General features: G+C 60.9%; 19 protein-coding genes and 1 pseudogene. 9 read left to right on the top strand and 11 right to left on the bottom strand.

Going from position 1 to position 19,028, the window contains the following annotated elements; genetic code table 11:
* Window positions 1-80 precede the first annotated feature (80 nt).
* Window positions 81-554, top strand: a complete 474-nt coding sequence (coaD, locus tag HNP98_RS17240; RefSeq protein ID WP_173811420.1) for a pantetheine-phosphate adenylyltransferase — start codon at window positions 81-83, stop codon at window positions 552-554.
* Here the strand turns inward: coaD and HNP98_RS17235 are convergent.
* On the bottom strand, window positions 551-1,027 hold the full coding sequence (locus HNP98_RS17235) for a hypothetical protein (protein WP_173811419.1): 477 nt from the start codon (window positions 1,025-1,027) through the stop codon (window positions 551-553). The genes coaD and HNP98_RS17235 overlap by 4 nt on opposite strands.
* A gap of 23 nt (window positions 1,028-1,050) precedes the next feature.
* A complete protein-coding gene (locus tag HNP98_RS17230) occupies window positions 1,051-1,755 on the bottom strand; it encodes an NUDIX hydrolase (RefSeq protein WP_173811418.1) in 705 nt (234 codons plus the stop codon).
* 118 nt (window positions 1,756-1,873) lie between these two features.
* Here HNP98_RS17230 and HNP98_RS17225 point away from each other — a divergent pair, with 118 nt between their 5' ends.
* A complete protein-coding gene (locus HNP98_RS17225; protein ID WP_173811417.1) occupies window positions 1,874-2,383 on the top strand; it encodes a metallophosphoesterase family protein in 510 nt (169 codons plus the stop codon).
* Window positions 2,384-2,469: 86 nt separating this feature from the next.
* On the opposite strand, the gene HNP98_RS17220 is transcribed toward HNP98_RS17225, so the two are convergent.
* On the bottom strand, window positions 2,470-3,141 hold the full coding sequence (locus HNP98_RS17220) for a hypothetical protein (protein WP_173811403.1): 672 nt from the start codon (window positions 3,139-3,141) through the stop codon (window positions 2,470-2,472).
* Between the two features lie 180 nt (window positions 3,142-3,321).
* On the opposite strand from HNP98_RS17220, the gene HNP98_RS17215 reads away from it, so the two are divergent.
* From HNP98_RS17215 to HNP98_RS17205, 3 genes are all read left to right on the top strand, one after another.
* Window positions 3,322-4,362 carry a threonine aldolase family protein gene (locus tag HNP98_RS17215; protein WP_173811416.1) on the top strand — a complete coding sequence of 347 codons (1,041 nt, stop codon included), beginning with the start codon at window positions 3,322-3,324 and terminating at the stop codon, window positions 4,360-4,362.
* Window positions 4,363-4,488: 126 nt separating this feature from the next.
* Window positions 4,489-5,145 (top strand): metallophosphoesterase, encoded by a 657-nt coding sequence (locus HNP98_RS17210; protein WP_173811415.1) that lies wholly within the window; start codon window positions 4,489-4,491, stop codon window positions 5,143-5,145.
* A 95-nt stretch (window positions 5,146-5,240) separates the two neighbouring features.
* Window positions 5,241-5,891, top strand: a complete 651-nt coding sequence (locus HNP98_RS17205; protein ID WP_173811414.1) for a DNA-3-methyladenine glycosylase family protein — start codon at window positions 5,241-5,243, stop codon at window positions 5,889-5,891.
* A gap of 113 nt (window positions 5,892-6,004) precedes the next feature.
* Here HNP98_RS17205 and HNP98_RS17200 read toward each other — a convergent pair whose 3' ends face one another.
* Both HNP98_RS17200 and HNP98_RS17195 read right to left on the bottom strand, forming a co-directional pair.
* Window positions 6,005-6,547: a 2'-5' RNA ligase family protein gene (locus HNP98_RS17200; protein WP_173811413.1), complete on the bottom strand. Its 543-nt coding sequence runs from the start codon at window positions 6,545-6,547 to the stop codon at window positions 6,005-6,007.
* A gap of 35 nt (window positions 6,548-6,582) precedes the next feature.
* Window positions 6,583-7,605 (bottom strand): SMP-30/gluconolactonase/LRE family protein, encoded by a 1,023-nt coding sequence (locus tag HNP98_RS17195; protein ID WP_173811412.1) that lies wholly within the window; start codon window positions 7,603-7,605, stop codon window positions 6,583-6,585.
* Between the two features lie 124 nt (window positions 7,606-7,729).
* On the opposite strand from HNP98_RS17195, the gene HNP98_RS17190 reads away from it, so the two are divergent.
* Entirely contained in the window at window positions 7,730-9,640 is a 1,911-nt protein-coding gene (locus HNP98_RS17190) for an ABC-F family ATP-binding cassette domain-containing protein (protein WP_173811411.1), read from the top strand.
* 223 nt (window positions 9,641-9,863) lie between these two features.
* On the opposite strand, the gene HNP98_RS17185 is transcribed toward HNP98_RS17190, so the two are convergent.
* Together HNP98_RS17185 and HNP98_RS17180 are read right to left on the bottom strand one after the other, a co-directional pair.
* Window positions 9,864-10,364, bottom strand: a complete 501-nt coding sequence (locus tag HNP98_RS17185; protein WP_173811410.1) for a hypothetical protein — start codon at window positions 10,362-10,364, stop codon at window positions 9,864-9,866.
* 348 nt (window positions 10,365-10,712) lie between these two features.
* Window positions 10,713-11,501 carry a class I SAM-dependent methyltransferase gene (locus tag HNP98_RS17180; protein ID WP_173811409.1) on the bottom strand — a complete coding sequence of 263 codons (789 nt, stop codon included), beginning with the start codon at window positions 11,499-11,501 and terminating at the stop codon, window positions 10,713-10,715.
* Between the two features lie 546 nt (window positions 11,502-12,047).
* Between HNP98_RS17180 and HNP98_RS22505 the strand changes: the two are divergent.
* A pseudogene (locus tag HNP98_RS22505) lies at window positions 12,048-12,230 on the top strand (ABC transporter C-terminal domain-containing protein); the annotation flags it as partial.
* Window positions 12,231-12,402: 172 nt separating this feature from the next.
* Here the strand turns inward: HNP98_RS22505 and HNP98_RS17170 are convergent.
* A complete protein-coding gene (locus tag HNP98_RS17170; RefSeq protein ID WP_173811408.1) occupies window positions 12,403-12,915 on the bottom strand; it encodes a hypothetical protein in 513 nt (170 codons plus the stop codon).
* Window positions 12,916-13,212: 297 nt separating this feature from the next.
* A complete protein-coding gene (locus HNP98_RS17165; RefSeq protein WP_173811407.1) occupies window positions 13,213-14,298 on the bottom strand; it encodes an alpha/beta hydrolase fold domain-containing protein in 1,086 nt (361 codons plus the stop codon).
* A 75-nt stretch (window positions 14,299-14,373) separates the two neighbouring features.
* On the opposite strand from HNP98_RS17165, the gene HNP98_RS17160 reads away from it, so the two are divergent.
* Complete coding sequence (locus tag HNP98_RS17160) at window positions 14,374-15,699, top strand: type IX secretion system plug protein (RefSeq protein WP_173811406.1); 1,326 nt, start codon at window positions 14,374-14,376, stop codon at window positions 15,697-15,699.
* A gap of 171 nt (window positions 15,700-15,870) precedes the next feature.
* Here the strand turns inward: HNP98_RS17160 and HNP98_RS17155 are convergent, their stop codons facing one another.
* Window positions 15,871-16,761 carry a hypothetical protein gene (locus tag HNP98_RS17155; RefSeq protein ID WP_173811402.1) on the bottom strand — a complete coding sequence of 297 codons (891 nt, stop codon included), beginning with the start codon at window positions 16,759-16,761 and terminating at the stop codon, window positions 15,871-15,873.
* A gap of 157 nt (window positions 16,762-16,918) precedes the next feature.
* Between HNP98_RS17155 and HNP98_RS17150 the strand changes: the two genes are divergently transcribed.
* A complete protein-coding gene (locus HNP98_RS17150; RefSeq protein WP_173811405.1) occupies window positions 16,919-18,340 on the top strand; it encodes a M48 family metalloprotease in 1,422 nt (473 codons plus the stop codon).
* Window positions 18,341-18,488: 148 nt separating this feature from the next.
* Here HNP98_RS17150 and HNP98_RS17145 read toward each other — a convergent pair whose 3' ends face one another.
* Complete coding sequence (locus HNP98_RS17145) at window positions 18,489-18,788, bottom strand: hypothetical protein (RefSeq protein ID WP_173811404.1); 300 nt, start codon at window positions 18,786-18,788, stop codon at window positions 18,489-18,491.
* Between the last annotated feature and the right edge of the window lie 240 nt (window positions 18,789-19,028).

Raw genomic sequence — 19,028 nt, 5'->3', positions numbered from 1 at the left:
GAGCGGCAAGTTGCCCGTCCGTCGTTCGGCCCGAAACTCGTAACTCGTAACTCGTAACTCATAACTCATAACTCAAATAAATGCCCCGCATTGCCCTCTTTCCCGGCTCGTTCGACCCGTTCACCAACGGGCACCTCGACGTGGTGCGGCGCGGCACGGCGCTGTTCGACGAGGTAATTGTGGCCATCGGCACCAACAGCAGCAAGCAGCGCTACCTGCCCCTGGAGCAGATGCTGGAGCTAATCAAGGGCGTGTTTGCCGACGAGCCGCGCGTGGCGGTGCGCACGTTTCGGGGGCTGACGGCGGTGTACGCCCGCGAGGTGGGGGCCCAGTTTCTGCTGCGCGGGCTGCGCAACACCACCGATTTCGAGTACGAGAACACCATCGCCCAGGCCAACCGCCACGTCAACCCCGGGCTGGAATCGGTGTTCCTGATTACGGCCCCGCCGCTGGCGGCCATCAGCAGCACCATCATCCGCGACATTCACCGCTACGGCGGCGATGTGCGCGATTTCGTGCCCTTTCCGCTGCCCGCGCCGGCCCCGCAGCCTTAGCCCAGGGGCACCACGCGCAGGCCCAGGAGCCGGGTGCTGCGGTTGACGGCGAACACGGGCAGCAGCAGGTAGGCCGGGTTGCCCGCCAGCAGGCCCGTTTGGCGCATGAGCACGTCTTCGTCGGGGCCCAGCACGAGCAGGTCGAGCACGCGGCGGCTGGGGGCGTCGTACCGCACCACCATCGTCAGGCCCTGCTGCCGGAACACGAGCGTCGAATCGCCGGGGCCCGGCGTGACGGGGTCCTGGAAGCCGTCGGGCAGCGCCCGAGGCGGCCCCAGGCGCTGGTGCACCTCGTCGATGGTGCGCCCCAGCAGGGCCGGCACGTCGAGGGCAGGCGCGGCGGCCGTAGGCAGCGCGGAGCCCTGCACCGCGGCCTTGGAGCCTTCGCGCTCATGGGCCCGCGAGCAGCCCTGCGGCCCCAAGGCGGCCAGCACAAGCAAGAGCAGCGGCAGTAACCGGGCGGGGCGGGGCATGGCCCGAAGGTACGGCTAGGCGGTTACTTGCCGGCCGCCGACGCTTCCTTGGACGACTTGCCGCCGGCCTTGCTCAGGTAGTGGCGCATCACCAGGGCAATGGAGGCGTAGGAGTCGTCGAGCTTGGCCAGGGCCTCCTGGGGCGTCATCCAGCGCACTTCTTCGATGTATTCCTCGGCCTGGGGCTTCATCAGCGAATCGTCGAGGCACTGCATCACGTACCAGCTGGTTTTCTTCAGCATCTTGTTGCCCTTGTAGGCGTAGCTGTGCCAGGTGCTGGGCAACTCCTCGCCGATGGACAGCTTGACGTTGGTTTCCTCCTCCACCTCGCGCAGGGCCCCGAGCACGGTGTCCTCGTCGCTCTTGAGCTTGCCCTTGGGCAGGTCCCACTTGCCGAGGCGGTAAATCATCAGCACCTGCCCGTCCTTCACCACCAGCCCGCCGGCGGCTTTGGCAATCTTGAACTGGTCCTTGAGGTGCTGAATGAGCACGGCCTTGCGGCGCACGAGCATGGTGAGCGAGGTCAGCTTTTTCAGCTTTTTCACCTCCATCAGCCGCAGCAGGCGGTCGAGGAACGCGGCCGTGGCGTCGCGCACCAGCACGTCGCCCACCAGGTCTTTCGACGTGAACTCGTCGTCCGGGCTCAGCACCAGATCGTACTTGTGCTTGTACACTTTCTCGCTCAGCTTCTTGATAACCAGCGGGATGTCGTTGATGAAGAGATTCATCGCAATTAAAAATCGGATACAAAGGAGGTCGCCGGGCCCGAGGCGCGCCGCCCCGCAAGATACGGGGCGGCGGCGCTTTGGTGGCGGGCCCAGGCCCGCCGGGCTTCATCTTTGCCGCATGAAACGCATCGGCCTGCTCTCCGACACCCACGGCTATTTCGACGGCCGCATCGCCCACCACCTGCGCGGCTGCGACGAAATCTGGCACGCCGGCGACTTCGGCACCGCCGCCGTGGCCGACGAGCTGCGGGCCCTGGCCCCCGTATTCCGGGGCGTGTACGGCAACATCGACGGGGCCGACGTGCGCCAAACCGAGCCCCTGGTGCAGGACTTCGTGGTGGAGGGCCTGCGGGTGCTCATCACCCACATCGGCGGCTACCCAGGCCACTACGCCCCGGCGGCCCGGCCCCTGCTCGACGCCGCCCGCCCGGGCCTGTTCGTCACGGGCCACTCGCACATCCTGCGCGTGATGCCCGACAAAGCCCGCCGCCTGCTGCACCTCAACCCCGGCGCGGCCGGCCGCCACGGCTTCCACCAGGTGCGCACGCTGCTGCGCTTCGGCATCGAAGCGGGCCGGGTGGTGGAGCTGCAAGCCGTGGAGCTGGGCAAGCGCGGGGCCGCGGAGTAAGGCCGGCACCGCACAGAAACACAAAAAGCGCCTTCCCCGAACGGGAAAGGCGCTTTTCAACTATAATTCCTGCTTGGCGGGAAGCCTTACAGGGCAATTTCGGGCTTGGGGTGCACGCCTTCCTGGCCATCGGCGTTCACGGGCTTGGTCACGGCGTCGGCGGCGTCGAAGTCGGCGGCGTTTTCAGCGGTTTTGTTGGCGGGGGCTTCAGCAGCGGGGGCGGCTTCGGCATCAGCGCCTACGGCGTGCTTCACGGTGTCTACCACGTTGCCGGCCACTTCTTTGGCTTTCTCCACCACGTCCGAATGGCTCACCGTGTCGAGGGCGTCGCTCACGGCAGTTTTGGCCTTGTCAAGCACTTCGGAGTGCGAAACCGCGTCTACGGCGTCACTCACGGCGTGCTTGGCTTTGTCGAGCACTTCGGAGTGCGACACCGCGTCCACAGCACCGCTCACGGCGTGCTTGGCTTTGTCGAGCAGCGACCCGCCTTTGGCCGCGGGGGCCTCAGCTTGGGCCGCAGGGGCCTCGCCTTTGGCCGCCGGGGCGGTTGGCGCCTCGGTCTTAGCCGCTGGGGCGGCCGGAGCTTCGGCTTTGGCGGCCGGAGCGGCATCCGCCGGCGCGGTGAAGCGGGCCTTCAACTCGTCCAGGTCCACGTTCTTCAGCACCGGGGTGCGGAGCAGGTTTTTGATGATGTGCTGCTTGTTGTTGGCGCGGGCAATGTTTTTGCGGTGCTTGCGCTTGAGGCGGGTAACGGACATGATGCCGGGCGGTTAAGGTCTTATTGCTTAGGAAATGGAGGGCAAAAGTACGGCTTTAATTTGGAAAGTAAAAACGAGGGGGCATTTAACGGGTTTAGGGCCCACCCCGGGGCCCCACGGGCTACTTTTGCCGCGGGCCGCTGCTGGCCCACTGCCCGATTTTTCCTCGCTGCCCACACCATGCCCGCTCCCGCCCTACCCCCCGTCGACCTGCGCTCCGACACCGTGACGCGTCCCACCCCGGCCATGCTCGAAGCCATGTTCGGGGCCCCCGTGGGCGACGACGTGTACGAAGAGGACCCCACCGTGGCCCGCCTCGAAGCCGCCGCCGCCGCCCGCTTCGGCCTAGCGGCCGGCCTGTTTTGCCCCTCGGGCACCATGACCAACCAAATCGCCATCAAGGCCCACACCGAGCCGCTGAGCGAAGTAATTTGCGAGCAGACGGCCCACGTGTACCTGTGGGAAGTGGGCGGCATCGCCTTCCACTCGGGGGCCAGCGTGGCGCTGCTGCCCGGCGAGCGGGGCCGCCTCACGGCCGCGCAGGTGGAGGCCGCCATCCGGCCCACGAACGTGCACTACCCTACTACGCGGCTCATCTGCCTCGAAAATACCCACAACCGCGGCGGCGGCAGCTGCTACGCCTGGCCCGAGCTGGTGGCCATTGCCGACGTGGCCCGCCGCCACCAGCTGCCGCTGCACCTCGACGGGGCCCGCGTGTTCAACGCCCTGGTGGCCACGGGCCAGCGCAGCGAAGACTACGGCCAGCTGTTCGATTCCATTTCGGTGTGCCTGAGCAAGGGCCTGGGGGCCCCGGTGGGCTCGGTGCTGCTGGGCTCGGCGGCGTTCATTCAGAAGTGCAAGCGGCTGCGCAAGGCCTTCGGGGGCGGGTGGCGGCAGGCCGGCTACCTGGCCGCCGCCGGCCTCTACGCCCTGGAAAACAACGTGGACCGCCTCGCCGACGACCACGCCCGCGCCGCCCGCCTGGCCGCTGCCCTGGCCCGCCAGCCCTACGTGGCCGAGGTGCTGGCCCCGGCGACCAACCTCGTCATTTTCCGCCTGCACGAGTCGCAGCCCACGGCCGCGTTCCTGGCCCACCTGGCGGCCCACGGCATCAAGGCCAGCGAGTTCGGGCCCCAGTGGGTGCGCTTCGTCACGCACCTCGACGTGGACGACGCCGGCCTGGCGCGGGTAGAAGCGGCGCTTGCGGCGGTGGGTAGCTGATGGCCGGGGCGCGGGACTGCTGACCCGGGCCCCTCGCCAACCGGGGCCGGCCCCGGTTGGCGAGGGGCCCGGCAAATATTGGCCGCCGCCCGAGCCGCTTTTTCGTTTTCGCCGTTAAGAGCGCACATGAATCTTTTTGTTATCGGCGACGTGCACGGCTGCTTTCACACGTTCAGCGCCCTGCTGCGGCGCTGGCGGCCGGCCACCGAGCGTCTGGTGCAGGTGGGCGACCTCGTGGACCGCGGCACCGACAGCCCGGGCGTGGTGGAGCTGGCCCGCCAGCTCCAGCTGACCAACCCCGACGGGGCCGTTTTTCTGTTGGGCAACCACGACTGGGGCCTGGGCCGCCACCTGGGCCCCCACGGGCCGCTGCCCGAGTGGCTGGGCTGGGGCGGCCGCGAAACCCTCGACCAGTACCGCGCCCACCACCCGGCCTGGCTGGGGCCCCACGCCGCCTGGCTAGCCGCCCGGCCCTTGCGGTGGGAAAACGACCACCTGCTCATCTCCCACGCCGGCCGCGCCGACACGCCCCTGCCCTTCGACCCCGACAACCCCGACGGCGTGCTGTGGCGGCGCGGGCCCCTGCTGCCGCTGGGCAAGCTGCAAGTGGTGGGCCACACCCCCACCCCCGACGGCCACCCCCGCTTCGACGGCCCCACCCAAACGCTGTACCTCGACACCGGCGCGTACCGGGGCCAGGCCCTCACCGGCGTGCGCCTGAGCGAAACCGGGGAGGTGCTGGAAATCATTTCCCTGCCCACCGACCCGCGCGACATCAGTTAAAAGTTAAGGTAAAAGTCAAGGGTTAAAAGTGAAAGCTGAAAATTGAACCGGCCGGCCCCGTTTTAACTTTTAACCCGTAACTTTTAACTCCTCCGATGCCCCAAACCGCCGCCCTGCTGCACCTGAGCGCCGCCGACCCGGTGCTGGCCGCCCTCATCGCCCGGGGCCCCGCCATCGCGCCCCGCGCCCACGAAGACCTGTACCTGGCCCTGCTGCGGGCCATCGTCAGCCAGCAGATTTCGACCAAGGCGGCCGCCGCCATCTGGGGGCGCTTCACGGCCCTGTTCCGGCCCGAGGGCTACCCCGAGCCGCGCATCCTGCTGGAAATGAGCGATGAAGACCTGCGCCAGGTGGGCCTCTCGCGCCAGAAAGCGGGCTACCTCAAGGCCATTGCGGAATACAACGAGCGCGGCCTGCTCGACTACGAGCACCTCACCAGCCTCAGCGAGGAAGCCTTTACCCAGCACCTGACGGCCATCCGGGGCGTGGGCCGCTGGACGGCCCAGATGCTGCAAATGTTCGCCCTCGACCAGCCCGACGTGTTTGCTGAAGGCGACCTGGGCGTGCAGAACGCCATGCGCCGCCACTACGGCCTCGACACCACCGGCCGGGCCCTGCAAAAAGAGATGCTGGCCCGCGCCGAAGCCTGGCGGCCCTACCGCACCCTGGCCTGCAAGTACCTCTGGCAGAGCCTCGACCAGAAAACCGAGCTGGAGCCGCTGACCGGGATTAGTTATGAGTTATGAGTTATGAGTTATGGGTTATGAGTTGGCAGGCGTCCAGGCAGTCAAAGGATGTTCATAACTCATAACTCATAACTCATAACTCATAACTCATAACTCATAACTCATAACTCAATTCAGTCCTTGCCCGTGAACGGGATGGTTTCGACGCAGTGGAATTGGTTGCCCTTCTTCTGCATGATGCCGAGGTTGTTGATGTTCAGGCGCATGTTATAAGTATTCTCGTTTAGGAAGTGCAGCACGGGGCCCAGGGTTTCGGGCGTGGTGTCGTGCAGGGCCAGCGAGAGGTGGGGCAGCCAGCGCGAGGGCGAATTGAAGCGGTCGGTGCCCTTGCAGAGTGGCTGCGTCACGTCGAGCACCCGCTGGTGCAGGTGGTTGAGGTCGAAGGAGCGCAGCACGGGGATGTAAATCACGGGCTTGGGCCCCGGAAAGATGCCGATGCCCGTGGTGTAGGCCGCAAACGGCGACGTGGTGGCCGCCACTTCGGCCAGGGCCTGGCGCAGCGTTTCGATGCGCCGGATGCCGGCCAGCATAAACGTGAAGTGGGGCGCGGGCGTGGCCTGCACCGCCTTCAAGCCGAATTTATTTTCCAGCTCCGCAATTATTTTGTTGACCCGCTTGGCGTTGCGCGGGTGCAGCATGGACGTGATGGCGAGCATACGACTAACGAAAAAGCAGGTGCGAGCCGCCGCCCCTACTGGAACCGCAGCCGGGCAATGGTGAACTGGCTCACCGGCGGCTGCGCGTTGGCCTGCAAGGCGTTGAGGTTGGAATACAGCACGTAGCCGTCGGCCCCGGGGCGCAGGGCAATGGAGGTGGGGTACTGCGGCGGCGTGGCGAAGGTACCGCCGAGCGTGGCGGTGGCCCAGCCGTCGGCGCTGGTGAGGCGGTACACCTTGGCCTGGGCGTTGGTCACGGCTTGCAGCGTGTTGTTGTCTTGCAGGCGCAGGCCGTCGATGGCGCTCAGGTTCAGGCCCGTGGTGTTGACGACGGTGAAGCCGGCGGGGTTGCTGAGCGGCACTTTGTAGAGGGCCCCGGCGTCGGACTTGGCCACCAGCAAATAGCCGTCGGGGTGGTACACGATGCCGTTGAGGCCGAACGCCCCGGCCGGGGCGGCCAGGCGTGCATCTTCCAGAAACACGGTGGCCGTGCCTTGGGCGTCGATTTTGTAGATGAGGGGCGCGAAGCTGTCGGTCACGTAAATGTTGCCCTGCCCGTCCACGGCCGCGTCGTTGGCAAAGTGGGTGGCGTAGTTGGGGCGCAGGCCCCCCAGGTCCACGGTGCGCACCAGCTGGCCGTTGTCGCGGTTGAAGATGGCCAGGCGGGCCAGCTTGCGCAGCGTGGCGGCCGTGGTGCGCTGCTTGTTGTAGCCGGGGTCCGACACGGCCACCAGCACGCGGTTGCGCGGCGCGTCGAAGTACAGGCCGATGGTGGACACCAGGGAGGCGTCGTCGGCAAATACCGAGTAGGTGCCGTCGTCGGCCACGGCCCCCAGGGCCCCCGCCGTTTGCGAGCCCACCAGGAAGCGGCCGCCGGTGGCGTCGTATTGCAGGCCTTCGGGGTAGAGGCCGGGCACGGTGAAGACCACGGCATCGGGCACGGCGGGCGGCGCGATGGCAATGTCGTTTTTAGAACAGGCGGCCAGGGCCAGCGCGGCGGCCAAGGGGGCCAGGCGGCGAGCGGTAAAACCGGGGGAAGAAGAAAAAAAAGTAGGCATGAATTAGGGATGAATACGCAGGTAGCTGCGTTGCCATACGCCCCGGCGCGGGGCACGGTTGTGCCGTGGGGGCCCCGGCCCGCCCCCCGGCGTCGTACCTTTGCGCCCAAATACGCCGCACCCGATGATTTCCATCTCCGACCTCGACTTCCACTTTGGCTCCCGTGCCCTGTACGACCACGCCAGCCTGCACATCAAGCCCAAAGACAAAATCGGCCTCATCGGCCTCAACGGCACGGGCAAGTCCACGCTGCTGCGGCTGCTGGTGGGCGAGTACAAGGCCGACGGCGGCAGCATCTCGATGAGCAAAGAAGTGAGCCTGGGCTTCCTCAACCAGGATTTGCTGAGCTACGACACGCACGAGAGCATCCTGCACGTGGCCATGCAGGCCTTCGAGGAAGCGCTGCGCTTGCAGGACGAGATTGAGGCGATTCTGGTAAAGTTTGAGACCGACTACTCCGACGATTTGGTGGAGAAGCTGGCCAACTTGCAGGAGCGGTTCGAGGCCCTGGGCGGCTACACCATGCAGTCGCGCGCCGAGGAGATTCTGGAAGGCCTGGGCTTCAACACCGAGGAGCTGGCCAAACCGCTGAAGTCGTTTTCGGGCGGCTGGCGCATGCGCGTGATGCTGGCCAAAATCCTGCTCCAGCAGCCCTCGCTGCTGCTGCTCGACGAGCCCACCAACCACCTGGACTTGCCCAGCATCAAGTGGATTGAGAACTACCTGGCCGACTACGAGGGGGCCGTCGTCATCGTGAGCCACGACCGCGAATTCCTCGACCGCACCACCAACACCACCGTGGAGGTGACCGGCGGCAAGCTGGTGCCCTACGCCGGCAACTATTCATTTTATTTAGAGGAAAAAGAGGAGCGCAACCTCATCCAGAAGGGCGCTTTCGACAACCAGCAGTCGCAAATCCGGGCCGCCGAGCGCTTCATCGAGCGCTTCAAGGCCAAGGCCAGCAAGGCCAAGCAGGCCCAGAGCCGCGTGAAGGCCCTAGACAAGCTGGAGCGCATCGAGGACGTGGCCCAGGACGCGGCCAAGGTCAACATCAAGTTCCAGTTCAAAGTCGAGCCCGGCCGGCACATCCTGCGCATGGAGCACGTGACGAAGAAGTACGACGAGAAGCTGATTTTCCGCGACACGAACGTGCACATCGAGCGGGGCGACAAAATCGCGCTCATTGGGGCCAACGGCAAGGGCAAATCGACGCTCATGCGCCTGGTGGCCGGCACCGAGGCCCCCACCGCCGGTAAGCACCAGCTGGGCCACAACGTCATCATGTCGTTCTACGCCCAGCACCAGCTCGAAAGCCTGACCCTGGACAATGAAATCCTTCAGGAGATGAGCGAGGCCGGCTCGAAGCGCAACGACATGGAGCTGCGCTCGGTGCTGGGCTCGTTCCTGTTCACGGGCGAGGAGGTGTTCAAGAAAATCAAGGTGCTGAGCGGCGGCGAGAAAAGCCGGGTGGCCCTGGCCAAAACCCTGATTTCGGAAGCCAACTTCCTGCTGCTCGACGAGCCCACCAACCACCTCGACATGGTGTCGGTGAACATCCTGATTCAGGCCCTGGAGCAGTACCAGGGCACGTTCATCGTCATCAGCCACGACCGGTTCTTCGTGGAGAACGTGGCCACCAAAATCTGGTACATCGAGGACTTCCAGCTCAAGGAGTACCCCGGCACCTACGCCGAGTACGAGCAGTGGCAGGAAGACCGCGAGAAGGCCGCCAAAAAAGCCGGCCTGCCCAGCCCCAGCGCCCCCAAGCCCCAACCCAAGGAGGAGAAAAAAGCCGAAACTGCCCCCGCCAAAACGTCGTCGCCCGACCAGAAAAAGGCGCTGAAAGAACTGGCCGAAGTAGAAGCCAACATCGACACCCTGGAAAAGGAATTAGCCGGCTACGAAAAGGAGCTGGCCGACCCCAAGATTTACCAAAATGCCGCGCAGCTCAAAGACGCCACGGTGAAATTCGAGCAGGTAAAGAAAGAACTGGGCCGCCTGAACGACCGCTGGGAGATGCTGGCGGAGATGTAATTTAGGGTAGCTAATAATTAAGAAGCCTCTCCTGAAGCAATTTGCTTTGGGAGAGGCTTTTTTGTTGATAGATTTTTGTCGCCAACGGACACGATTTGGCAGTGTAGAAGCATGAGAAGTATAAATTCAATTTTTGCAGTATAATACAACTAAAAAATGAGGTTTATTTTAGTAATCAAATAACCGTATTGGAAAACTAGCGTTAGCAGAATTTGAAAAATCTTTAATTAAATATATTTTGTATATTATTTAAATCAAGGGCCAAGCTTTTATTCAATAATTTACTCTCAAAATAGATGTAATTTTTTTGACGTTTAAAGCTTTCATAAGATATTGGAAGAATATGATAATTTAAATTTATTAGATTAATTATGATTGTTTTTCGTTGATATAACCCTTTCATCCAAGAACAAATCAGATACTCTTGGTTGAAAGGAAAAAGAAACTCGCATCCCCAAACAAAGCCCTTAAATTCAATGTCGTCAACATAAAGCTTATGGTACGAATCCCCAAAAGGGGGCTCTGAAACGTAAATTACTCTAATAACTTTATTAACTATGGTCAGATTAATTTCGTAGTCACCCATTCCAAACCAGTATGTTTGGAAATCATCATCGAGAGTAATTTTTGTCATAATTTTTATTTTTTCTGCAATCCAAGCCTCTACAATATTTACGTTAACATTTGGATTTTCAATATTATGATATACCGCAAGCAACAGCAATCTATTCCAAATCGGTTAGGATTACACCACTTATCATTTCATAAGTTCAGGTCGTCGGTGGGAGAAGCAATGCGGGCGCGTTGGGTTACGTGTGTATGAATTTTGATGCTGGCTACTTCCTCACAGAATCTGGCAGAACTCCAACCGCTCAGGGGCCCAGCAGGTTGAAAAAATTGCAGCCACGGGCCCAGAAACTCAGAAAAAAGGGGCTGGTCTTCGACGATGGTGAAGCCTTCGCTTTTCAGCAGGGCGCAGGTGGTGTCAATGTCGAACGCACAACAGGCGAATAGCCATCGTAATCAGCACTCTCTTGGCTGCATTTATCAAAAACCGGTTGCGCTCTCCCGGTTAATCGACCTTTTTTGCTACCACAATTCGGTATTTGTTGTGGTACACTACCCGGCCATTGGGCTGCACGTAGGGCCGCACGGCGCTGGCAATGGTGGCGTAGGCCTGCTCGAAGCCCACGTGCTCGACGGCCCTGGCCACGGGACCGGCCGAGACCAGGCCACGCAGGGCGGTTTCTGCATCCGGGTAGTCCCACACAGACGGCACGTCGGCGGTAAGCTCAATTTTCAGGCCTATTTCCTGGAGTATATTTTCCAGTAAGCTGTTCTCGGACAGCGCAAATGGGCCCGGCGCACCGGGTGGCGGCGGGGGTAGCAGGCCCCCGACGGCTTTGAGGTAGGTAGCGGCCTCGCACTCCTCTTTATTGCCCCATATCATGGCTACCAACTGGCCCGCATCGGCCAGCACGCGCTTGGCTTCGAGCAAGGCATTTTTGACGTTGGCCGCGTACTGAAACGAGTTGAAGCCGCACACCAGGTCAAAAGCCCCGTCGGGGAAAGGCAGTTCCTCCATCTCACCGACGACGAACGTGGCGGTGGGCACCCGCTCGCGGGCGGCGGCTACGAAGGCCGGGGTAGCGTCGAGGCCCGTTACTTGGGCCCCCTGGGCACTGGCCAGCTGGCTGAAGTAGCCGGTGCCGCAGCCCACATCCAGCAACCGAGTGCCCGGCGTGGGGCCAACAGCATCCAGCGCGAAGGTGTAGCCGGCGAGGCCGGTTTGCTCCTGAACGCTGGCCCAGTCGCCGGGGCGCTGCCCCCAAAGCTTGCTTTGTATTGCCTGCGAACCCATGACGAAAAGTTTAGTTAGGGATTAAAAAACCACATTTAGCTGGTTTCAGCGCACTTAGCAACGGCAAAATCAGGGTTGACGGCTGCGTGCAGCGCTTGGCCCAATCGCAAATTTATTAGTTGATTATCAGACGCTTCTACGCAAATGTAGTTTAGATATTCTTAAATCGCTTGAAGTCGCTGGCGAATGGGATGCTGGCTTATTTTGGGTTGGCCTGGCCGCAGCTTTTGCCCCTGCGCCTTCTTCTCCACCTGCCTTTCTTCTTCTTGGCCGCCCAGCACCAACCCCGATCGGCCGGCCAGTAGCGGCCGGGCCAGCACGCCCAAAAAATGTGACCAACAAAATTCAGTACATCTAAGGACTTCCGGTTGAAAGATTACCCTAGCACCCACGCCGAGTACGGGCAGTGGCAGAAAGACCACGAGTAGGCCGCCAAAAAAGCCAGCCGGTACCGCCCAGCGCCCCCAAGCCCCAGACCAAGGAGGAGAAAAAAACCGAAGCCGCCATTAGTAACCACAGTAGCAACGATGTCAAAAAGCTGCCCGTGAGCTACAAGAAGTAGAAGCCCGCATCACGGTGCTTGAAAAAGAGCTGGCCGTGTACGAAGCACAGCTAGCCGAGTCAGGTATTTATTCTAACGTAGCCAAACTCAAGGACGCCACGGTAAAATTTGAGGTGGTAAAAAAAGAGATAGGGGCGCAAACCAAGCGCTGGGAAGAGTTGGTTTGAAAAAAGAAAGTATCTGCCTAAAGCAAATTTCGCGGCGTTTCAAGGACATATGCTTGAAACGCCGCGAAATTTGCTTTAGGCTGTGAACTCCAGAAATTAATAAAATGATTACAAAGTCTTTAGATATTTATCTAAGATATTTAGAATATAATGAGAGCTTCGTAATTCATTATTAGCCTAATCCATTTTCTCTAAATGCAAAAAATTCTTTTTTTGTAACATTATACCTGACCCTAAAATAGTTTGATCCACCATCAAATACATTAACAGGTTCTTTTTGCCAGTATTTTTCCTTTTTTATTTCATCATTCCAAAAACAATTAATACACAAAATCGTGTCGCCTTTTGAAGTGATATAGCCGAAATATTGTTTTACATAATGACTCAAATCTTCTTTTAAATCCCTGTGCTCTCTTGCCAAGTAATTTTTTAATATTTCCTCAACGTTCACAACAACGGCTATCGACGGGACGTAAAGCTTAGCGTTTTCGTCTTTTGAGAAGATTCTAACCAAATTTACTCTACCTCCCCCTTCACGCGGTTTAAATGCTTTTCTAAATATCATTCCTTCGGTGCTATCCGTCTTAAAAACGATGCTCCTACCGGGCCAGATAATTCTAGATTTTACCTGAGCAACCGATGGTGAGCAGGTGGCAAGTAGTAAACCTATGAATACATATTTCATATTTGCAAAAATTTCATATTTGCAAAAATTAATTTTGAATAACCTCTTCTAATCACTTATACTGCTTGCTTACTAAAGCATCCGATTTATTAACAATATTGGCGGTAGTTTAAAACAGGGTGGTCCGGCGACTTTTTTCGTCGTCGGACCACCCTGATAATCGACTGGTGTTACTATTTTTTTTAGCAAGAGTGATCCGACAAAACCCTTCGGATAATTTGCCGGACCAACCCGTTTAAGAACACTGCCCAAATAATTTATTTTCACATTCATAAACGAGAAGGTTATTGTTGGCGTTTACAGTTTGTCTAGGAACACAAATATCTTTTCGTAAGCGCTGTTTAATTCGTTTGAGCTTGGGCTGTGCAGGCCTTCGGGCAGGAAAAGCACTTCGTTCTTGTTGGGTTCTTGGTTGAGCAGGGCCACAAACTTTTCGAAGGTGCTGGCCGGAACCTGGTCGTCCTTGCCGCCGTGCCACAGGAAAAACGGCGGGTCGTTTTTATCGAAATAATTTATCGGTTCGTATTTCGCCACGAGTTCTTTGGGCGCGTAATCTGTAGTCTCCGGGAAGAGGGCCATGCCAATCTCCTTCATGATGGGCACCTCGTTGTTCATGAAAACGTGCTCTACCACGTCCAGACCATCAACGGGCCCCGAGAAGTTGATGACGCCGGCAATTTTAATTCCGGGCACTAGCTTATTGGGGTACGCCGGGTCGTTTGCGGTAACCGCCGCCATGCTCGCAATGTGCGCGCCCGCCGAAAAGCCCGTGAGGATTACCCGGTCCAAGTTCAGCGGATACGTTGCGCGCTGCGTTGCCAGGTAATTCAAAGCGTTGGGTAAATCTTCCGTCGCAACGGGAACGCCCCTTTTGATTCGGTAATTCAGGTTGACGACGTTTAGCCCCTTTTTTAAATAGGGCCGGATGTATCGTTCCTCTTTGGATTTATCGCTGACGTAATAGCCGCCGCCGTGCAGGAAAACGACGGTCAAGTTTTTACGGTTTAACTTTTTCGCCTCCCCGGAAAGGTAGATGTCCATGGTTTGCTCTTTATCGGCTCCGTAGGGGACATCCTTCGTTACTTGGTAAGTTGTTTTTATTTGCTCGTCCGTTTTATCAGCTATTGCAACCAGTTTGGCAGCGCACGAGCTAAGGGCCAGCGAAACGAGTAAACCGAATCCAAAAATGTTACTATGCATGGCGGTAGTGCTTTCCGAAGCGTTGTCAACGGGTGGAAAGTTGGCGGTGGGAAAATAATTGAATGCCGGCTCCACGCTTTGTCGAGGCGGGGGCGCAGGAAGGCGGGGGCGCAGGCCGTGCGAATATCGGTACCGGTGGCTGATAATGGAACCGCGCGGAAGGGCCGCCAATGCGTTGCCCACGCGCTTGCGGCCTGCGGGTGGCGGGCGCCGCCGCCGTTGGGACCGGCATCCTGCCCCCGGCCGTACTTTCGCCCCATGCGCTTCCTTCCCTACGCCTCCCTGCTGCTGGCCACGGCCTGCGTGCCGCTGGGCACGCCCATCACCTCCACGGCCCCCCCCGCTGCCAACCGGGCCAGCGCGGGGGGGCCCGCCCCCGCCCTGCGCTACGCCGACTACATTTACTCGCCCTACGTGCAGAGCGTGCAGTGCTACGTGGCCACGGGCGCCAACACGGCCGTCTTCCAGCCGCCGGTGGTGCCGCTGGGCCAGAGCCCGTCGCTGGCGCTGGAGTTCGACGTGCTCGGCAGCCAGGCCCCGCGCCTCACGGCCAAGCTGGTGCACTGCGACGCCAACTGGCAACCCTCGACGCTGATTGACAACCAGTTCCTGAACGAAATCAATGAGTTCGTCATCACCGATTACCGGGTGGGCATCGGCGGAAAGGTGCCCTACTACCACTACCGGCTGGGGGCCCCGAGCGTTAAAATCAGCGGCAACTACGTGTGGGTGGTGCAGGACGGGGCCGGGGTGCCCCTGCTCTCGCGGCGGGTGCTGGTGTACGAAAACCAGGTGGCGGTATCATTGCAGGCGGCGCTGGCCCCGGGCGGGCAGCAGCGCTTCACGTTGCAGCAGCTCGACTTCGCCATCAGCTACGCCGGGGTGGAACTGGTGAACCCCGCCGCCGAGGTGCAGGTGGTGCTGCGCCAGAATTTCCGCTGGGACAACGCCCGCTACGGCCTGCGCCCCACCTTCGTGCGCGACGCCGAGCGGCGGCTCGACTACCAGTACTTCAACTACGAAAACACGTTTCCCGGCCTGAGCGAGTACCGCTACTTCGACACCCGCTCCATCCAGGTGGTGGGCCAGAACGTGCTGCACCTCGACCCGCGGGCCAACCCCGTGGCCGTGGCGCTGGTGCCCGAAACCACCCGCGCCGGCCTGGGCTACTTCCAGTACATCGACACCAACGGCCGCCGCGTGTTCGACAGCCGCGAGTACGGCAACGGCACCAACAACGCCGACTACGCCGACGTGACGTTCCAGCTGAAAGCCGACCAGCCCGCCCCGGGGCCCGTGTACGTGCTGGGGGCCCTGAGCGACTGGCAGCTAAAGGACGCCTACCGCCTCGCCTACGACGAAGCCACGCACCTCTACACCGGCCACGCGCTGCTGAAGCAGGGCTACTACAACTACGATTTTGCCGTGGCCCGCCCCGACGGCACGGCCGACGAAACCTACTTTGAGGGCAGCCACTACGAAACCGAGAACCAGTACGACCTGCTGGTGTACTACCGCCCGCCCGGCACCCGCGCCGACCTGCTCATCGGCTACCAGGCCCTGGACGCCAACGCCCACCAGTAAAGCGGAGAAGAACGGTAGGAATTCATTTCTTTTAAAAACGAACAGCGACGCAAAAATGCGTCGCTGTTCGTTTTTAAAAGAAATGAATCTTGTTTCGCAATTTTTTATTTGGGAATACCGCTGTGCTGTGGCGAGGCCAGTAGCGGGGCGGGCGCACTGCCCCGCCCACCGCTACTGGCCGCTGAGCTGGGCGCTGACCTTGAGCGTGAGTGACGGAGGGCCGCCGTAGCCGCCGGGCATGCCGCCGCGCATACCGCCGCCGCCGTAGCCGCCGCGCCCGCCGTAGCCCCCGCGGCCACCGTAGCCCCCGCCGCCCATGCCCCCGCCGCCGTAGCCGCTGTTCATGCCGTCGGCCCCCACCACGCTCATGCCGCTGCTGTTGGTGCCGCTAGGCATGGCCGTGCGGTTGCTGAGCACCGTGACGCCCACCACGGCGCGTTTCTTGCCGCCGGCCAGCGCGGGCAGCCGGTGGTAGAGCAGGCGCAGGGGCACGGCCAGCTCGTACACGATGTTGTCCTGCGCGTCGAGGGCCACGCCGAGCTTCACGCCCAGCGCCGACTGCGTGTCGGTGTAGGTGGGCTCTTTGTTGCCCTTGTAGTTGAGCAGCTCCATCTCGTGCACCTCGTCCAGGGCCTTGGCCAGCAGGGCGTGGCGGTCGGCGGGGCCCATGGGGGCGGGGGCCACGGGCTGGCCGTCGGCCCCGGTGGCGGGCTTGGCCACGGGCTCGGGGTGCAGCTTGTAGCGCACGCCGAACTGCTGCTGGTTGTGGCCCGTGGTGTCGAGCCACACCGTGAAGCCCTGGCGCAGCAAGCGGCCCTGCGTCTGCGGGTCGGAGGCCTTGAGGCGCACGTACACGGCCCGCTGGTCGTTGAGCACCTGGTACTGGAGCTTGCTGGCAGCGTCGTAGTGCAGCGAGTCGGGGCCCCAGTCGGCGCTTTGGCCGTCGATGGTGGGCGGCGTGGCGGCGAAGCGGCTGGGGCCGGCGGCCTGGGGCTGGTGGGCGCAGGCGGCCAGCAGCAGCGCAGCGGGCAAGCCGGCGAACAAAGAACGAAGGGGGGCCATAACGAAACAAAAAGGGCGGAACGGGGCAAATTTACGCGCAATACCGCCGCTTCCGGGTGTGGGCCAGATGAACGCCGCCGTGGCTCTGGCACTACTTTTGGCACGGGGCGGGGCCGGCCGCCGCCACTGCACCGGCCTCACCCGCTTTTTTTTGCCCATGAAACGTTCTTTTCTCCGCGCCGGGGCCCTGGCTGTGCTCCTCCCGCTGGCCAGCGCCGCCCCCTCCACCCCGGGCCTGCCCGCCGCCCGCCCGCTGCAAGGCGCCAAGCCCGACCCGGCCGTCATCGCCCAGTTTGGTCTCTACAACGACGCCAAGCTGCAGAGCCTCATCACGGCCCGGGGCAAGCAGATGGCGGCCATTTCGGACCGTCCCGGCGACTACGGCTTCACGGTGGTCGACTCGCCCATCATCAACGCCTTCGCCACGCCCGACGGCCACGTGTACTTCACGCGCGGCATCATGGCGTACTTTAATAATGAGGCGCAGTTTTCGGGGGTGCTGGGCCACGAGCTGGGCCACATCACCGCGCAGCACGGCAAAAAGCAACAGCGCAACAACACCATTGCCGGCATCGGCATGCTGCTGGGCCAGCTGGCGGCGCCCCAGGTCATGCAGTCCATCGGGGGCGTGGTGCAGCAGGGCGTGGGCTTGTGGATGCTGAAGTACAGCCGCGGCGATGAAAACGAAGCCGACGGCCTGGGGGTGAAGTACTCGACCAAAATTGGCTACGACGCCAGCTACATGGCCGATTTCTTCCAGACCCTGCAACGCACCGAAGCGCAGAGCGGCGGCAGCGTCCCCACGTTCCTCAGCACCCACCCCAACTCGGCCGACCGCTACACCCGCGTGAAAGGCCTCGCCGCCCAGGCCAAGCAAAGCGCCGGCCGCAGCACCTTCCTGGTGAACCGCGACCAGTACCTGCGCCAGCTCGAAGGCCTGACTTTCGGCGACGACCCGCGCCAGGGCTTCGTGGAAAACAGCGTGTTTTACCACCCCGACCTGAAGTTCCGCTTCCCCGTGCCCAGCGGCTGGAAGTCGCAAAACACGCCCGAGCAGTTTCAAATGGCCGAGCCCAACGGCAAGGCCCAGCTGGTGTTCCTAGGCGCGGGCAGCGGCACGCTCGACGAAGCTTCCCAGGCCCTGGTGAAGCAAATCGGCCTGACCGGGGCCCAAGCCCAAAAAACGACCCTCAACGGCTTTCCCGCCGCCGTAGTGGAGGGCGACCAGGCCGCCCAGGACCAGCAGAGCGCCCCGGCCCACATCCGCGCCTACCTCATCCAGGACGGCAAGAGCATCTACGCCCTCATCGGCCTGGCCGCCGCCGCGTCGTTTGCCACCTACGCCCCGCAGTTCGACGCCACGGCCCAGGGCTTCCAGCGCCTCACCGATGCCAGCAAGCTCAACCGCCAGCCCGAACACGTCCACATCAGAACCGCCGCCGGCCCCACCACGCTGGCCGCCGCCTTCGCCGCCGCCGGCGTGCCGACCAAGCGCTACGAGGAGCTGGCCATTTTGAACGGCATGCAAACCACCGACCGGCTCAGCAAAGGGCAGCTGTACAAGGTGGTGGGCAAGTAAGGCTCACTGCGGTTCCAAGCATTTATCCGAACAGGTTTAACAGGCCGTCATGCTGAGCTTGTCGAAGCATCTCTCCCGCTGACTAAATAATTGCTCAGCAAGAGAGATGCTTCGACAAGCTCAGCATGACGGCCTATTTAGACAACTTTCAGGGGTGTGGAAACACAAATTGTTTCACACTAATAGTTTCGTTACGTGGACTGATTTGCAAACTAACGGACATCAGGATTCCGCCGAGTGTGGTGCTGTCTTTTCTAATGATTATACCAGCGCCGTCACCTTTTTCCCGGTATGCTATTTCGACTGCGCTGATGTACCAGTGCTTACCACTGGAAGAGTCATTTGGAAAAAGGTCATCATCCGTCACCATCCAACTACTGCGCATTAAATCAAAATCCAATCCATATTGGCGCATATTTATTGCATGCCCTGGTGCTGCTCTTTTCATATTTTCTAGAATTGTCAGCGTATCATTTATTGAACAAGGAATAAAATAATCGAAGCTTGTGTGATTTCTTGAACCGTCAACGATGAGAAATCCGGTTTTTGTTATCCGCTCACCCTTCGTACTACAGCCAGTAACGAACAGCAGTATGAGGTGGTCTAGCTAAGCCGCACAGAGTTGGGACGTAGTTTGAAAATGGGTTTCGAAGTGGTTGGGGGCGAGATAACCGAGGGCCGAATGCCG

Origin of the sequence: Hymenobacter caeli (assembly GCF_013294115.1) — a bacterium.
Taxonomy (GTDB): Bacteria; Bacteroidota; Bacteroidia; order Cytophagales; family Hymenobacteraceae; genus Hymenobacter; species Hymenobacter caeli.
This window is presented reverse-complemented; position numbering and strand designations above follow the sequence as displayed.

What these genes read in the sequence shown, in the direction of transcription:
- HNP98_RS17180 (WP_173811409.1), bottom strand. Translation starts at nt 11,501, where the DNA reads ATGGGTTCGCAGGCAATACAAAGCAAGCTTTGGGGGCAGCGCCCCGGC.
- HNP98_RS17215 (WP_173811416.1), top strand. Translation starts at nt 3,322, where the DNA reads ATGCCCGCTCCCGCCCTACCCCCCGTCGACCTGCGCTCCGACACCGTG.
- coaD (WP_173811420.1), top strand. Translation starts at nt 81, where the DNA reads ATGCCCCGCATTGCCCTCTTTCCCGGCTCGTTCGACCCGTTCACCAAC.
- HNP98_RS17150 (WP_173811405.1), top strand. Translation starts at nt 16,919, where the DNA reads ATGAAACGTTCTTTTCTCCGCGCCGGGGCCCTGGCTGTGCTCCTCCCG.
- HNP98_RS17235 (WP_173811419.1), bottom strand. Translation starts at nt 1,027, where the DNA reads ATGCCCCGCCCCGCCCGGTTACTGCCGCTGCTCTTGCTTGTGCTGGCC.
- HNP98_RS17230 (WP_173811418.1), bottom strand. Translation starts at nt 1,755, where the DNA reads ATGAATCTCTTCATCAACGACATCCCGCTGGTTATCAAGAAGCTGAGC.
- HNP98_RS17160 (WP_173811406.1), top strand. Translation starts at nt 14,374, where the DNA reads ATGCGCTTCCTTCCCTACGCCTCCCTGCTGCTGGCCACGGCCTGCGTG.
- HNP98_RS17205 (WP_173811414.1), top strand. Translation starts at nt 5,241, where the DNA reads ATGCCCCAAACCGCCGCCCTGCTGCACCTGAGCGCCGCCGACCCGGTG.
- HNP98_RS17190 (WP_173811411.1), top strand. Translation starts at nt 7,730, where the DNA reads ATGATTTCCATCTCCGACCTCGACTTCCACTTTGGCTCCCGTGCCCTG.
- HNP98_RS17225 (WP_173811417.1), top strand. Translation starts at nt 1,874, where the DNA reads ATGAAACGCATCGGCCTGCTCTCCGACACCCACGGCTATTTCGACGGC.
- HNP98_RS17155 (WP_173811402.1), bottom strand. Translation starts at nt 16,761, where the DNA reads ATGGCCCCCCTTCGTTCTTTGTTCGCCGGCTTGCCCGCTGCGCTGCTG.
- HNP98_RS17210 (WP_173811415.1), top strand. Translation starts at nt 4,489, where the DNA reads ATGAATCTTTTTGTTATCGGCGACGTGCACGGCTGCTTTCACACGTTC.
- HNP98_RS17145 (WP_173811404.1), bottom strand. Translation starts at nt 18,788, where the DNA reads ATGAAAAGAGCAGCACCAGGGCATGCAATAAATATGCGCCAATATGGA.
- HNP98_RS17220 (WP_173811403.1), bottom strand. Translation starts at nt 3,141, where the DNA reads ATGTCCGTTACCCGCCTCAAGCGCAAGCACCGCAAAAACATTGCCCGC.
- HNP98_RS17200 (WP_173811413.1), bottom strand. Translation starts at nt 6,547, where the DNA reads ATGCTCGCCATCACGTCCATGCTGCACCCGCGCAACGCCAAGCGGGTC.
- HNP98_RS17170 (WP_173811408.1), bottom strand. Translation starts at nt 12,915, where the DNA reads ATGAAATATGTATTCATAGGTTTACTACTTGCCACCTGCTCACCATCG.
- HNP98_RS17195 (WP_173811412.1), bottom strand. Translation starts at nt 7,605, where the DNA reads ATGCCTACTTTTTTTTCTTCTTCCCCCGGTTTTACCGCTCGCCGCCTG.